Source organism: Jatrophihabitans sp. (assembly GCF_036389215.1).
Taxonomy (GTDB): domain Bacteria; phylum Actinomycetota; class Actinomycetes; order Mycobacteriales; family Jatrophihabitantaceae; genus Jatrophihabitans_A.
Window position 1 is genome coordinate 20,385 of sequence record NZ_DASVQG010000356.1, and the last position, 12,534, is coordinate 32,918.

General features: G+C 70.1%; 12 protein-coding genes. 4 read left to right on the forward strand and 8 right to left on the reverse strand.

Translation table 11 applies throughout. The annotated features are described in order from the left end of the window. Positions 1-94: 94 nt before the first annotated feature. The 5 genes from VF542_RS20550 to VF542_RS20570 all read right to left on the reverse strand — a co-directional run bounded on the left by VF542_RS20550 (position 95) and on the right by VF542_RS20570 (position 5,536). A complete protein-coding gene (locus VF542_RS20550) occupies positions 95-1,114 on the reverse strand; it encodes a threonine aldolase family protein (RefSeq protein ID WP_408653560.1) in 1,020 nt (339 codons plus the stop codon). Next, entirely contained in the window at positions 1,111-2,514 is a 1,404-nt protein-coding gene (locus VF542_RS20555; RefSeq protein ID WP_408653561.1) for a class II 3-deoxy-7-phosphoheptulonate synthase, read from the reverse strand. Before VF542_RS20555 ends, VF542_RS20550 begins: the two co-directional genes overlap by 4 nt. Positions 2,515-2,692: 178 nt before the next feature. After that, positions 2,693-3,331, reverse strand: coding sequence for a response regulator (locus VF542_RS20560; protein ID WP_408653562.1), 639 nt, complete (start codon positions 3,329-3,331; stop codon positions 2,693-2,695). Then, positions 3,324-4,427: a sensor histidine kinase gene (locus tag VF542_RS20565; RefSeq protein WP_408653563.1), complete on the reverse strand. Its 1,104-nt coding sequence runs from the start codon at positions 4,425-4,427 to the stop codon at positions 3,324-3,326. The genes VF542_RS20560 and VF542_RS20565 overlap by 8 nt, the downstream gene beginning before the upstream one ends. A 173-nt stretch (positions 4,428-4,600) precedes the next feature. Next, positions 4,601-5,536 carry a UbiA family prenyltransferase gene (locus tag VF542_RS20570; RefSeq protein WP_408653564.1) on the reverse strand — a complete coding sequence of 312 codons (936 nt, stop codon included), beginning with the start codon at positions 5,534-5,536 and terminating at the stop codon, positions 4,601-4,603. A 213-nt stretch (positions 5,537-5,749) separates the two neighbouring features. Here VF542_RS20570 and VF542_RS20575 point away from each other — a divergent pair, with 213 nt between their 5' ends. Both VF542_RS20575 and VF542_RS20580 read left to right on the forward strand, forming a co-directional pair. Then, a complete protein-coding gene (locus VF542_RS20575) occupies positions 5,750-6,760 on the forward strand; it encodes an AfsR/SARP family transcriptional regulator (protein WP_408653565.1) in 1,011 nt (336 codons plus the stop codon). Further along, positions 6,760-7,872, forward strand: a complete 1,113-nt coding sequence (locus tag VF542_RS20580; RefSeq protein ID WP_408653566.1) for a hypothetical protein — start codon at positions 6,760-6,762, stop codon at positions 7,870-7,872. Before VF542_RS20575 ends, VF542_RS20580 begins: the two co-directional genes overlap by 1 nt. A gap of 434 nt (positions 7,873-8,306) precedes the next feature. Here the strand turns inward: VF542_RS20580 and VF542_RS20585 are convergent, their stop codons facing one another. From VF542_RS20585 to VF542_RS20595, 3 genes are all read right to left on the reverse strand, one after another. Next, entirely contained in the window at positions 8,307-9,332 is a 1,026-nt protein-coding gene (locus VF542_RS20585) for a 6-phosphofructokinase (protein ID WP_408653567.1), read from the reverse strand. 121 nt (positions 9,333-9,453) lie between these two features. After that, complete coding sequence (locus VF542_RS20590) at positions 9,454-9,957, reverse strand: polyadenylate-specific 3'-exoribonuclease AS (RefSeq protein ID WP_408653568.1); 504 nt, start codon at positions 9,955-9,957, stop codon at positions 9,454-9,456. A gap of 17 nt (positions 9,958-9,974) precedes the next feature. Next, positions 9,975-10,748 carry a lysophospholipid acyltransferase family protein gene (locus VF542_RS20595; protein ID WP_408653569.1) on the reverse strand — a complete coding sequence of 258 codons (774 nt, stop codon included), beginning with the start codon at positions 10,746-10,748 and terminating at the stop codon, positions 9,975-9,977. 182 nt (positions 10,749-10,930) lie between these two features. Between VF542_RS20595 and VF542_RS20600 the strand changes: the two genes are divergently transcribed. Beyond that, entirely contained in the window at positions 10,931-11,716 is a 786-nt protein-coding gene (locus VF542_RS20600) for an alpha/beta hydrolase (protein WP_408653570.1), read from the forward strand. Between the two features lies 1 nt (position 11,717). After that, on the forward strand, positions 11,718-12,425 hold the full coding sequence (locus tag VF542_RS20605) for a hypothetical protein (protein ID WP_408653571.1): 708 nt from the start codon (positions 11,718-11,720) through the stop codon (positions 12,423-12,425). The last annotated feature ends 109 nt before the right edge of the window (positions 12,426-12,534 follow it).

A 12,534-nucleotide genomic window follows, 5' to 3' on the forward strand; every position in this document is an offset into this window, starting at 1 on the left:
GTGCTGCCTTCCTTCCGCGGGGCGGTGCTCATCGAAGCACCAGCCCGGCGAATGAGTCCGCGACCGATGCCTTCGGGGCAACGCTGCCCCTGGCTCAGCCTGCCAGCAGCGGCCCGAGCACCTCGATCGCCCGGTCCAGCCCCTCGTCATCGATGTCGAGGTGGGTGACCAGCCGCATCAGGGTGGGGCCGATCACCGAGACGATGACCCCCTGCTCGCGGGCCGCCAGCCCCACCGCGGGGGCGTCGGGCACCCGCAACACCACGATGTTGGTCTCGATCAGCTCCGGCTTCTGGCCGAGCGCCGCGCCCAGCCGGGCGGCCCGGTCGTGATCCTCGGCGAGCCGTTCGATGTTGTGCCGCACGGCGAACCGGCCGGCCGCGGCCAGGATGCCGACCTGCCGCATCCCGCCGCCGTACCGCTTGCGCCAGATCCGGGCCTCGGCGATCCGCTCCGCCGAGGAGACCAGCACCGAGCCGACCGGGGCTCCCAGCCCCTTGGACAGGCACACCGAGACGGTGTCGAAGCCGGCCGCCAGTTCCGGCAGCGGCACCCCTGAGGCGACATGGGCGTTCCACAGCCGGGCACCGTCCAGGTGCAGGCCGATGCCGTGCTCGCGGGCCAGCTCCCGCACCGCCTGGACCGCTTCCACCGGCTGCACCGTTCCGCCGCCGAAGTTGTGGGTGTTCTCCACCGCGATGGCGGTGGTCGAGACCTGGTGCGGCCCGGCATTGGGCGTGATCGCCTCGGCCAGCGCGTCCGGGTCCAGCCGGCCACCGGCCGCGTCCCAGGTACGGGTGGTGATACCGGACAGGGCCGCGGCCGCGCCCATCTCGGCCCGGACCACGTGCGCGAGCCGGTCGCATACCAGTTCCTCGCCGGGTTTCACCAGCAACCGCAGGGCAAGCTGGTTGGCCATCGAACCGGTCGGGGTGAACAGGCCGGCCTCGTGCCCGAGCAGCTCGGCGACCTCGGCCTGCAGGGCGTTGACCGTCGGGTCTTCGCCGTAGACGTCGTCGCCGACCTCGGCCTCGGCCATCGCCTGCCGCATCGCCGCGGACGGGCGGGTGACGGTGTCGCTGCGCAGGTCCACCACCGGCGGGCTGGCGGTCATCCGGTCCTCCCATCGGTGCGGCGGTCGCGTTCGGTGCGTTGCTCGCGGTTGCGGTAGTCCGCGACCAGCCGCTCGGCGACCCGGAAGGCCAGTTCCAGGGACTGCTCGGTGTTCAGCCGCGGGTCACACGCCGTCTCGTACCGCCGGCTGAGGTCGGCGGCGGTCAGTTCGGCGGTGCCGCCGATGCACTCGGTGACGTCGTCACCGGTCAGCTCGACGTGCAGCCCACCGGGATGGGTGCCCAGCTCCGCATGCACGTCGAAGAAGCCGTCCACCTCGTCGAGGATCCGGTCCAGGTGCCGGGTCTTGACCCCGTCAGCGGTCTCCTCGGTATTGCCGTGCATCGGATCGCACTGCCAGACCACCAGGTGGCCGGTGGACTGGACCTTCTCGATGATCGGGGGCAGCAGGTCGCGCACGCGCGCATTGCTCATCCGGCTGATCAGGGTCAATCGGCCCGGCACGCCGTTCGGGTCCAGCCGCTCCACCAGCTCCGCGGCGAACTCCGGCGTCGTGCTCGGCCCCAGCTTGACGCCGATCGGGTTGGCGATCCGGGAGACGAAGTCCAGGTGCGCGCCGTCCATCTGCCGGGTCCGCTCGCCGACCCACAGGAAGTGACCGGACAGGTCATAGGCCCGGTGGTTCTCCACCCGGGTCAGCGCGCGCTCGTACTCCAGGATCAGCGCCTCGTGGCTGGCATAGAGCTCCACCCCGTCCAGCGCCGCGTCGTGCACGCCGCAGGCACGCATGAACCGGACCGCCCGGTCGATCTCGGCAGCCAGCTGCTCATACCGCCCGCCGGTCTCGGTGGTCCGGGCGAACGCGGTGTTCCAGGCATGCACCTTCGCCAGCGACGCCAGCCCGCCACCGGCGTAGGCCCGCAGCAGGTTCAGCGTCGAGGCGGCCGTCGAGTAGGCCCGCAGGATGCGGCGCGGGTCCGGGGTGCGGGCGGCCACGTCGCCGTGCAGCTCGTTGACCATGTCGCCGCGGTAGGACGGCAAGCCGAAGGCGTCCAGCTCGGTCGAGCGGGGCTTGGCGTACTGGCCGGCCATCCGGCCGACCTTCACCACCGGCACCGAGGCGCCGTAGGTCAGCACCACCGCCATCTGCAGCAGCACCCGGACCTTGCCGGCGATGTCGGCCTGGGACGACGTCGCGAACGTCTCGGCACAGTCACCGCCCTGCAGCAGGAACGCCTCACCCCGGGCCACCTGGGCGAGCCGGGCCGTCAGCGCGTCGATCTCGTCGGCCACCACCAGCGGCGGCAGCTTCGAGAGCGTGCCGGCCACCTCCCGGAGCACCGCCTGATCAGGCCAGTTCGGCTGCTGGGCGGCGGGCAGTACGCGCCACGCGTCCAGCTTCAGGTCGGGGGCATCTGGCGGGTTGACGAGCTGTGTCACGCGACAAGACTACCGAGTGCCGGCTCGCCGTGCGGACCGGCCGGCATCGCGCCCTTGGCAGTGGCCGCTGCCGGGGTGCCGTCGCAGCTCGATGACGCGGCAGTCGCATCTTTCGCGGCGAACCGCGCCGTTACGCCGTGACCGTCAGGTCTTCGGGCAACGCCCGTCCGGAATAGCCTTATCCAGCAAACAGGTTCGCCGCCTGGGCCCTGCGGACCGCGTCCACCCGCGAGGCAGCTCCCAGCTTGGCGTAGACATTGGTGAGGTGCCGCTTGACGGTGCTGTCGCTGATGAACAGCCTGGCGGCTATCTCGGAATTGCTCAGGCCCTGTGCGAGCAAGGTCAGCACTTCCAACTCGCGGGCCGACACCAGGCCGGGCGTCGACTCCGACCGTTCGGGACCGAGCATCGAGGTTCGCGACACCGCTACCAGCACCTGGTCGGCATCCCGCATCACCGAATTGACGGCCGCGGCCAGTTCCGGACGCCCTGCCGACTTGTGCAGGTATGCCGAGGCGCCCAGGCCGATCAGCTCGCGCACCAGCGTGCTGCTGTCGTGCATGGTCAACACGATGATCCGGGTGGTCGGGCTGTCGCGGCTGACCTGGCGCACAGTGGCCGGCGCCCCCGGTCCCGGCATCTCGACATCCATGATGAGCACGTGCGGATGCAGCTGCCGGCACAGCGCGATGGCGTCGGTGCCCGAGGCGCCCTCAGCTTCGACGACGAAGCCGGGCACCGACCGGAGCAGCTCGGTGACCCCGGCGCGGAACAGGCTGTGGTCGTCGACGACGACGATCCTGATCTCGTCAGTCACCGGAGCGTGCGTTCACCCTGGTCAGCGCGGAGTCGCTCCGCGGCGCGTTGTTGCCGCGTTGGGTCTCGGCCAGCCGCACGGTCGTGCCGTGCACCTTCTCGTCGGCGATCGGAACGCTCAGCCATACCTGGGTGCCCTGGCCTGGCCGGCTGGTGACCACCACCACGCCACCGAGCAGCTCGGCACGTTCGCGCATCGAGTTCAGCCCGACGCTGCTGTTCTCGTCCGCCAGCAGCGCGTCGACATCGAATCCCGTTCCGTCGTCGACCACCTCGGCGACGAGGTCCACGTCAGCGGCGATCGACACCGTGATCCGATGCGGCGAACCGTGGTTGACCGCGTTCCGGATCGCTTCACGGACGATGAGAAACACCTCTTCGCGATGGGCGATGTGCAGCCCGTCCAGGTCGCCGAGGGTGTTCAGCTCGACGGCGATCGACGGATACACCGTCTCGGCGTAGCGGCCGATCGCTTCGGCGAGCCCGCAGCGACCCACCGCCTCGCGGGTCTGTGCCGACAGGTCGCGAATGATGCTGAGGGCATCGAGCAGGCTGGAGCGGGCAGTGGCCAGATGGCTGGCGGCCTTCAGCGCGTCGAGGTCGGCGTACACGCCGTGCAGGTCGATGTTCTGCAGCCCTACTGCCACGGCGGGTGCGGCCATGTCGTGCAACTCTCGCGCCAGCCGCCGGCGCTCGTCGCGGTGCGAGCTGTGCACCTTGGTCAGCAGGTAGTCGACGTAGGTGCTGGAAGCCGCCATCATCCGGTGCATGATCGCTCGATTGAGCGCCAGGCCTGCCTCCAGATCAGCAGAATCCCATCCCGCCACGGCAAGGGCCTCGGCAACCACCGGCACGGCCGCCTCGTAGATCAGGGACGCGGCGTGCAACGACTGGACCGGATGGATACCCGCCGCGGCTCGCTCGGCACCGATCCGCAGGCTCAGGTCAGCCAACGCCTCCTGCGAGGTTGCCGGTGCCGCCTGGCTGCGGGGTTGCAACCAGCGCTCGACCGCGTCGAGCACCTCACCGAGCTGTTCGACCAGCTGGTTGCGGATCTGCTCCACCATCAGCAACGGACTGCCGTCGCGGCGCAGCAAGTTCCGATACCTGCTGGCGATCCGCTCACGTTCGGCACGGCTCAATCGAAATTCGGGGCCAGGCTCGGATCGTGTCACCGTGCCACTCCAACGCTGCTTGTACGTGATGGTTCAGACCTTGCAGCTGCGCTGATTATGCACGATCGGGCGCGCGGAGTCAGGCCCCGCGCCTGCTAGGCCAGGGGTGCCACCAGCACCAGCGCCAGATGAGCGCTGTATTGGGTGGACATGTACACCCGGTAAGGGCCGCGACGGGCTGCCCGGCTGGGTCGGGCCCCGCGCGGCGACACCGACCTCGCACAGGTCCGGCCCAGCGCAATCGACCCCGTTACCACCACCAGCGCCGCCAGCCACAATGACGAGGCGAGCACGATCGCGGCAGCCACCATCACCAGCGAACCGGCGAGGGCGCAGATCCGGAGGCAACTGGCGGCGCGGCGAGCGCCGAGCAGCACGGGCCAGGTGCGCCGGCCGGCGAGCCGGTCGCCCTCGGCGTCGGAGAAGTCCTTGGCGGCACAGGCCAGACTGACCCACACCGCCATGGCAATACCGAAGCCGAGCTGCGCCGGCCGCGCCTGTCCACCGGCCACCCACCCGGCCGCGTACGTCAGGCCGGCACCGCCGCCGATGGTGGCCGCGAAACCCACCGGGCTGTTCTTCAGGGCCGGACCGGCCGAGTAGGCCCATCCCAGAAGCAGGAAACCAGCGGCGAGCGGCAGTGCCCACGTGTCCGCGGCCGCACAGAGCGCGGTTCCGGCAACGGCCAGCAGCACGGCCGCCGATAGCGCGGTACCCGGCAGCAGCTGCCCGCTCGCGATCGGCCGGCGCGAACCGTTGATCCGGTCCCCCTCGCGGTCGGTCACCCCGTTGAGCACGTAGATCGCCACCGACAGCATCGACCAGCCCGCGATCACACCGGCTGCCCGAGCGCTGAACTGGAACGGAATGCCCGCGGCAACGCAGGCCCGGACGAGAAAGATCGCCTGCACCGCGGGACGCGACTCCCGGATCACCCCCACTGCTGTCCGAAAAATACGGCCGGCCCCATCCGGGGCCGTACCGGCGGAATGGTCGAGCGAGAGAGAACTTGCGAGAAAAGTCTGAGTCATGCGGGAATCTTCGGATGTGACGGGCTACCCGCGCCTCGTCCTGCCGGGTCATCCGCACTACTACCGGGTGGGGTCCCACTACGACCTTCGGTTCACCTTCGGGCCATTTTTGCCGCTACGCCCTGCCGCCCGGTCCGAATGGTTCCTACCGTCCGCAGTACGGATCGGAAGAACCGGCTGGCCCCTCCCGGGCCACGAACACGGAGGAAATCAATGACTATGGTGCAGATGCCGCTACCGGTGGAGGAAAGGCCGGTCGCTGACCAGGCGCAGGTCTCAGCCCGTTTCTTCGGCCCCTTCGCCCTGACCGTGCAAGGGCGCGAAATCGACCGGTGGCGGGCCGGAAAGGCCCGCAGCCTGTTCCAGTACCTGACGTTGCACCGTGGTCAGCTGATCACCCGGGACCGGCTCAACAGCGTGCTGTGGCCCGACGCCGAGTGGAGGCCGGCCGCGAGTTCGCTCAAGGTCGCCTGCCACGCCGCTCGCTCCGTCGTGGGCGCGGCTCGCACCAGCACCGGGCCGAGCGAGTCCGGGATTCGGTTGCTGCACCGGGACTTCGGTTACATGCTCCAGTTCGACACCCTGTGGTGCGACATCGACGAGTTCCAGGCTTTGGTGCGAAGCGGGTTGCGGCATTCGGCTGAGGGCAACCGGGCACGGGCGATGCTCGACCTGGAAGCCGCGATGTCGATGTACGCCGGTGACTTCCTCAGCGGCCAGCACTGCGACTGGGCCGTGGAGTACCGCGAGCACTTCAAGTCGCTGGCGATGCGTGCACTCGACGTCCTGCGCAGCGCGGCCATGGCCCGCGGTGACACCCGTGAACTGGTGGCCGTCAGCCAGCGCACCCTGCATATCGACCCGCACCACGAGCCGACCTACCAGGACCTGATCCGTGAGCACGGGCGGCTGGGCGAGCCGGAGCGGGCGCGTAGCTGGTTCTTGCTCTGCGCCCGCCGGCTGGACCGCGACCTCGGCATCAATCCGGCGCTGGAGACCAGGCGCGCCCTGCACGAGGTCGTCTCGGCCGGCCGCGCGGACCGGGGTGCCCCGGCACCGGCCCCGCACCGTTCCGCCGGTCGGGCACCGGCGCGACCGGGTTCCGCTGGCGCGGTCGATCCCGACTCGGACTTCGACACCCCACAACCGCCCGGCTTCGATGCCGCGGTCAGCCACGGTCCAACCGGTGTTGCGCAGCCCCCGCCGGCCTACGCAAGACCGTGATGAACCAGCACCTGCTGATCGTCGGTGATCCCGGCTCGGTGCCACGATTGCTGCGGGCCCAGCGTGGTCTGGCACTGACCATGACCTCGCTGTGCCTGACCGCCGACATACCGAACTTGCCGGGGCTGAGTTTCGTGGACCGGATCCTGGCCACCGGTCCCCGGGAGGAATCCAGCGATGCCTGGATGGCCACGGCGGTCTCGGCACATCGCACCTGGAAGGTAACCCGGGTGGCCGTGTTCGACCCGCATGCCCATCCCCGGGCAGCCGCCGTGGCCGACGTGCTGGGCGTCGAGCTCTATCCCCGGCTCGGCTTCACGGCGATCAATGACCACTGGGCGGTGCGCCAGCGATTGCTGGCCCTGGGCCACCACGACCTCGACACCGCCCGCGCTCCCGACCGGGCCTCGCTGGAGGGCTACGTCGCCGGACACGGGTTGCCGTGCCTGCTGCGCTCCAGGCACGCCGACCGGCCGGCCGTCCTGCTGCACGATGTCGAGGACGTCGACCGCGCGATCCGCAGCGAGACCCCGGCCTTGCCCGGGAACGGAATGCTGGTCGAGCCGGCCTTGACCGGGCGGCTGTTCCGGGTTGCCGTGCTGGTCGAGGGCCGCCGCAGCAGGGCGTTGGCGGTGCTGCGCTACCAGATCGCGGAGGGCCGCCACGCCCAGCGCTCCGGGGTGGTGGCGGGACCGGTGGACGTCATCGGGGACTCCGACCCCGAGGACCTGCGGTTGATCCGGGCCGAGGCCTCGGAACTGGCACTGAAGCTGGGCGTCCGGGACGGCTTGCTACTCGTCGACCTGGGTGTGGACTCGGGCCGGGTGCAGGTGGGCGGGGTGCGGCTGGGCCCGCCGGGTGAGCAGACCCGGCGGGCGGTGCTGCAGGCCACCGGCGTGGACCTGGCGCTGTGCTGTGCCCGGCAGGCCTGCGGGCAGCCCGCGCTGGACCTGGCACTGGACTCGGCACGCGACTTCGTCGCCGAGACCGGCGGGGCGCCGCTGGAGGTCCCCCCCGCCGGGCCGCTGCCCTGGCAACGCACCGATCAGGCAGAGCTGCCTGGCGCCGATTCCACGCCAGGTCGCGGCACTGCTCGCCTCGGCGGTGCGTGACGCGGCGCAGCACGCAGCGATAACTCCCGCATAACCGGGCGTTCATAACGTGCCCGTATCCGCTCCCGACGTTCAGGAGCCCCCGACATGATCGAGGTCAACGAGAACCCAGCCGGATGTCGCACCGGTCCTGCCGGGATCCGATGCCGACCGGTGGATGGCGCTGACCGGACTAGCACTCGTCCCGTACTTCCTTGGCACGACTGGCCAGCATGAGCAAGCAGGAGCGTGAGGCGTTCCTCTCCCAGGCGCGGCCGGCCGTGGGTCACCAGTAGACGGCGGCTGTGCGGTCAACAGTGACCGCACGGCCGCCCCCGGAGCCCGCTCGATCGCCTCGCCGGGCAGCAACAGCGGGCCAGCACCGCCGCCCCGTGGTTCAACGGCAGGGTGAGGTCGTCCCGGCAGACCTGCGATAGCAGCCGACCGGACGATGCTCAGCCGAAGAACACCTCGGCCTCGGAGTAGAAGTCGGTCGGCACCGTTTTGAGGACCTTGGTGGCATCTGCCAGTGGCACCCGGACGATCTCGGTGCCGCTGAGGGCCACCATCTTGCCCCAGTCGCCGACGTGGACGGCGTCGATGGCGTGCAGGCCGAACCGGGTGGCCAGCACCCGGTCGAAGGCGGTCGGGGTGCCACCGCGCTGGATGTGGCCCAGCACCGTGGTGCGGGCCTCCTTGCCGGTGCGGCTCTCGATCTCGGAGGCCAGCCAGTCGCCGATGCCGCCGAGGCGGGCGTGGCCGAAGGCGTCGACGCCCTTGTCCAGGGTCGACATCTCGCCTTCGAGCGGCATCGCGCCCTCGGCGATCACGATGATCGGCGCGTAGTGCGACTCGAACCGGCTCTCCACATACGCGCAGACCCGCTCGATGGAGAACCGCTGCTCGGGGATCAGGATGACGTTGGCACCGCCGGCGATGCCGGCGTGCAGCGCGATCCAGCCGGCGTGGCGCCCCATCACCTCCACGATCAGCGCACGGTGGTGGGACTCGGCGGTGGTGTGCAGCCGGTCGATGGCTTCCATCGCGATGTTCACCGCGGTGTCGAAGCCGAAGGTGTAGTCGGTGGCGTTGAGATCGTTGTCGATGGTCTTGGGCACCCCGACGACGTTCACCCCGTGCTCGTGCAGCTGGGTGGCCACTCCCAGGGTGTCCTCACCGCCGATCGCGATCAGCGCGTCGACGCCGAGGCTGTGCAGGTTCTCCCGGATCTTGTCCACGCCGCCGTCGATCTTGAACGGGTTGGTCCGCGACGATCCCAGGATGGTGCCGCCGCGAGGCAGGATGCCGCGCACCTCGGCGATCCCCAGCTCCATCGTCAGGCCCTCCAGCGGGCCCTTCCAGCCGTCGCGGAATCCCACGAACTCATAGCCGAACACCCCGGCGCCCTTGCGGACCACGGCGCGGATCACCGCGTTCAGACCGGGGCAGTCTCCCCCGCCGGTAAGTACACCGATACGCATCTGGCGGTCCTTTCCGTCACGGCTGTCGGAGACGAGCCGCGAAGACAACATGCGAAGACAACATGCAAGGCAACGTGCGGGGGGCGAAGCGATCGACGGCGCTGTCGGGACGTTTTCGAGCTTAGCGATCGCTGGCGGCCTCGGCTGCCACCGCTCCGGCGATCAGCTTCCAGCGGCTGAGGTTGTGCCGGGCATCGGCCAGGGCGTCGTGCGCGTCGGCACCGGCGACCGGCAACGGCGGTGACCCCGCGGCCTCCCACAACTGGCGCAGCTCGTGGGTGAAGCGCGGGATCTGGCGCGGCAGCGCCCGCATGTCACCCCACAGCTGGGCCAGCGCCACGTGGTCATAGCTGGCCATCCAGGCCCACAGCTCGATCGGCTCGCCCGGTTCCATCAGGTAGGCCAGCAGGTCCTCACGAATCCGGTCCCGGGATCGCCAGGCGGGGTCCGACGGCGAGGGCAACTGGTTGAGCACGTGCCGGCGTACCCAGTCGATCGCCCGGTCCGGGTCGAATTCGGTGGAGACGGCGTAGAACTCCCGGCCGTTCTCGTCGACGAAACCGATCGAGACCAGCGAGATGGTGCGCCCGTCCTCGATGAACTCGCAGTCGTAGAAGTACCGCACCCCGGCCGCCGGCGTTCTCAGCCGGCCCGTTCGGCGGGCACCCGATCGTGGGTGGTACTTCCCACCGCGTCAGGATGCGCCAGCCCTTTTCTGGCGCCGAAGCCGAGGTTCGCCCCGGTCTGCAGCTTGACCTTGCTGGCGTAGGTGTCGACGTACTCCTGGCCGGACAGCTGCATCAGCTCGTACATGATCTCATCGGTCATCGACCGTTCCACGAACCGGTCGCCGGCCAGCCCCTCGTAGCGGGAGAAGTCCAGCGGCTTGCCGAACCGGACCCCGGGCCGCGGCCTCAGGTGCGGCAGCTTGCGGCCGGTGGGCATCATCTTCTCGGTGTCGATCATGGCCACCGGGATCACCGGCACGCCTGCTTCCAGTGCCATCCGGGCGACGCCGGTCTTGCCCTTGTACAGCCGGCCGTCCGGTGACCGGGTGCCCTCGGGATAGATGCCGAGCAGCTCCCCCTTGCGCAGGATCCGGACGCCGGCGGTCAGCGCGCCCTTGGCGGCGTCGGCGTCGTTGCGATCGATCGGCACCTGGCCGACCCCGGCGAAGAACACCCGGGACAGCCGGCCCTTGATCCCCGGCGTGTTGAAGTACTCGGCCTTGGCCAGGAAGGTGACCCGGCGCTTGACCATCAGCGGCATGAAGAAGGAGTCGCAGAAGGAGAGATGGTTGCTGGCCAGGATCGCGCCGCCGGTCTCCGGCACGTTCTCGGCGCCCTCGACGTAAGGTCGCCAGATCGCCTTCAACCAGGGACCGAGCCCGACGGTCTTCAGGAACCAGTACAGCACTCAGTGGCCTCCAGCACAGTCACCGAACCTATCGAGTGCCTCGACCATAGCCCGGCCCGGACACGGGGGACAATCAAGCGGCCAGCGCGTCGGCTGGACCATCGGGGTGGGGCATCGGAGGACTCGCCAGGACGGACCCGCCACGGCATGATAAGAGCAGCTATCACACGAAGGAGTAGCGGGTGCTGATCGTTGAAGGTGCCGAGCCGTTCGCAGCCGACGGTGACGGCGCTGCCGGCCGGACCGGCGTGCTGATCAGCCACGGCTTCACCGGCACGCCGCAGAGCATGCGGCCCTGGGCCGAGCACCTGGCGGCTCAGGGCTACACGGTGCGGCTGCCCCGGCTGCCCGGCCACGGCACCACCTGGCAGGAGATGAACCGCACCACCTGGACCGACTGGTACGCAGAGATCCGCCGGGCCTACGAGGAGCTCGCCGAGCGCTGCGACACCGTGTTCGCGTGCGGGCTGTCGATGGGCGGCACCCTGGTCACCCGGCTTGCCGAGAATCTTGCCGGGCAGCCGTCGAGCAAGCTGGCCGGCCTGGTGCTGGTCAACGTCGCCTACGGCACCATGCGCAAGGACGCCTCGCTGGCGCGCTACCTGGCCTGGGCCGTGCGCTCGCGGCCGGGCATCGGCAGCGACATCAAGAAGCCCGGGACGGCGGAGCTGAGCTATGACCGGACGCCGCTGCGCGCCTTCGTCTCCATGCAGGCCATGTGGCGGCTGACGATCGCGGACCTGGGAAAGATCACCGTGCCGATCCTGTACTTCCACTCCGTCGAGGACCACGTGGTGGACCCGCTGTCGGGCAAGCTGCTGCACGCCGGGGCCACCTCCACGACGGTGCGCGAGGTCAGCCTGCACGACAGCTATCACGTGGCCACCGTCGACAACGACGCCGAGCTGATCTTCACCGGCACCGTCGAGTTCATCGCCGAGCACACCCGCACCGGCGTCAGGGACTAGCGTGAGCTCGCCCGCCTCGCACCGGGGCCGCCGCGACAACGGCCTGGATTCGGACAAGTTCTCCCCCGTCGCCGACGTCGATCCGCGGCTGGCCGACCACCTGCTCGACGTGCTCGGCCTGCGTGACGTCCCCGCCTACGTCGAGCCGACGCCGACCAGTGACCCGGTGACCGCCGACCGGTTGTACGTGGCCGCCGACCAGACCTCCGAAGCCCGCCAGGTGCTGACCGAGATCGCGACGGAACTGGGCATCGAGGTGGCCCAGCACCGGCACTGGGACCGCGAGCGTGAGGAGCCGCCGGTGGACCCGCTGGCCGGCATCGACACCGACGCCGAGTTCGCCAGGATCGTCGCCGGCATGCAGGACGATATGCACATCGACCTGGACCGGCCGGCACCCGGGCCGCCGCCGGTCCTGCCACCGGTCCAGCAGCCCGGCACTGCCCGCCGCGACCCGCTGGACGAGGTGGAGCACTTCGTGCCGCCGCCGGCCCCGCCGCTGCCCCGGCCGGCGCGGGCGACCGCGATGGCGGTGCTGGTGACCCTGCTCGGCATCTTCGTGCTGGCCTTCGGCTACCCGCTGGGACTGCCGTCAGACCTGCCGCTGCCGCTCGGGGTGGTGCTGGTGCTGTTCGGCTCGGCGCTGCTGGTGCTGCGGCTGCGACCGGAACCACGAGATGACTCCGATGACGACGGGGCGGTTGTCTGAGCCTGCCGCCGGCCCGAATGCCGACACTCGAGCAGCTGGCTGAGTTGGTGGAGGCGGCCGAGCCGCGCTGTGGGCCGGTCCGGGTGGTGGCCGTGGACGGCGGTGCCGC

Bases quoted from the DNA above. Each gene is read 5' to 3' on its own strand.
- VF542_RS20580 (WP_408653566.1), top strand. From the start codon at position 6,760: ATGAACCAGCACCTGCTGATCGTCGGTGATCCCGGCTCGGTGCCACGA.
- VF542_RS20585 (WP_408653567.1), bottom strand. From the start codon at position 9,332: ATGCGTATCGGTGTACTTACCGGCGGGGGAGACTGCCCCGGTCTGAAC.
- VF542_RS20550 (WP_408653560.1), bottom strand. From the start codon at position 1,114: ATGACCGCCAGCCCGCCGGTGGTGGACCTGCGCAGCGACACCGTCACC.
- VF542_RS20575 (WP_408653565.1), top strand. From the start codon at position 5,750: ATGACTATGGTGCAGATGCCGCTACCGGTGGAGGAAAGGCCGGTCGCT.
- VF542_RS20570 (WP_408653564.1), bottom strand. From the start codon at position 5,536: ATGACTCAGACTTTTCTCGCAAGTTCTCTCTCGCTCGACCATTCCGCC.